Source organism: Sediminicola arcticus, assembly GCF_040566695.1.
Lineage (GTDB): Bacteria > Bacteroidota > Bacteroidia > Flavobacteriales > Flavobacteriaceae > Sediminicola > Sediminicola arcticus.
Genome location: NZ_JBEXAE010000018.1, coordinates 1 through 1,470, shown reverse-complemented (window position 1 = coordinate 1,470; position 1,470 = coordinate 1). Strand labels below are relative to the sequence as shown.

The following is a 1,470-nucleotide window of genomic DNA, read 5'->3' as shown; positions in this document are numbered from 1 at the left end:
GCTCGTATGTTTGTTTCTAAGTTTGAAGATAAGATATTTAGTATAACAAAAGGGTTGATAAAGAAGAGTGATTTCGAGGTTCGGCTAGATACTTTATAAAGATATCGTTTCATAGGTTTCATACTCTTCCCAAGCTAATGCTTTAAAGCATTAGCTTGGATAATTAATAATAAGCTTAAATAGAAGTGATATCGAGTTCTCGGCTAGATACACAAAAAGTGATATCGTTTCATAGAAATCCGGCCCTTCTATAATTTTCTTAGAATCTGAACAGTACCTAGATCCTATAGCACAGAGATCGAATCAAATGCGAGCAAAGGTGATAAAGAGAATTTCAGCTTTAAAAAATAGGATATGGAAAAGCGTTTAAAACAAAGTTTAGGTATTGATGTTTCAAAATTGAAGTTATCATTGTCTTTAGGTTTTCTTACAGGTAAACTAGAGAAAGAGTTTATCTCACATGAAGATGTTTCCAATGATTTGTTTGGCTACAAAACGCTTTTAAAATGGCTAAAGAAATTAGTTGATAGCAGTGTAGATTTTTTGATAGTGATGGAAGCTACGGGAGTGTACCACCAAGGCATAGCCCATTATTTACATTCTAAGGGCTATGCTGTTTGTGTGATGCAATCAGGTAGAGTAAAGCGCTATGCGCAAAGTTTAGATCAACGTTCAAAGACCGATGCTCTAGACAGTAGAATGCTGAGCATGCTTGGTTTGGAACGGACTATTCGTCTTTGGCATCCACCCAGTGAGGAGTTGCAGCAATTGAAAGGATTAAGCAGGGAGCGCAGTTCTTTGTTGAAAGATAGAACAACAGAAAACAATCGCCAAGGAGCAATCGATTCAGGAGTTTAAAAAAATTTTAAAGCTGTAAAAAGGCATAAGAACAGATTAAAGCTTCTCAATGCTCAGATAGCGATTATAGAACAAGAGATGCAAGAACTGATATCTGAAAACGAAGAGCTCAAACGGAAAATTGACTTTCTAACGAATATACCGGGTATTTCATTTAAGTCTGCAGCTACGGTAGTAGGAGAGACCTTAGGATTTGAATCTATAGTTAATACAAAACAACTGGCCAGCTATGCAGGTTATGATATCATATTAAGAGAGTCTGGCAATTTTAAGGGCAAAACCAGAATTAGTAAAAGAGGGAACAGTCACATCAGAGCTGCTTTACACATGCCCTCAATGACTTGCGTGCGTTGTAATCCAACATTGAAACAATTCTATAATAGACTTAAACCGAATAAAGCAAAGCCATTGGTAGCCTTAATTGCAGTTCAAAGAAAGTTGTTGATATTGATGTACACCTTGTGGAAGAATGAAGAAGTTTACGATGCGAAGTTTGAAACAAAAAAGCAGCAAAAGCATGAAGCTCTTGCTGCGCGGGATAACAAATTGATTGCTCAATTTGTTTCCTAATATTTTAAAGAAAAAACTTGTTTTTTAACACAGTACCTATGA

General features: G+C 36.0%; 2 protein-coding genes. Both read left to right on the top strand.

Annotation, left to right across the window (positions count from 1 at the left end; translation table 11 throughout):
• Positions 1-354 precede the first annotated feature (354 nt).
• Positions 355-858 (top strand): IS110 family transposase, encoded by a 504-nt coding sequence (locus ABXZ36_RS15755; protein ID WP_354616639.1) that lies wholly within the window; start codon positions 355-357, stop codon positions 856-858.
• 78 nt (positions 859-936) lie between these two features.
• Positions 937-1,428, top strand: coding sequence for a transposase (locus ABXZ36_RS15750; protein ID WP_354616638.1), 492 nt, complete (start codon positions 937-939; stop codon positions 1,426-1,428).
• Positions 1,429-1,470: the final 42 nt, after the last annotated feature.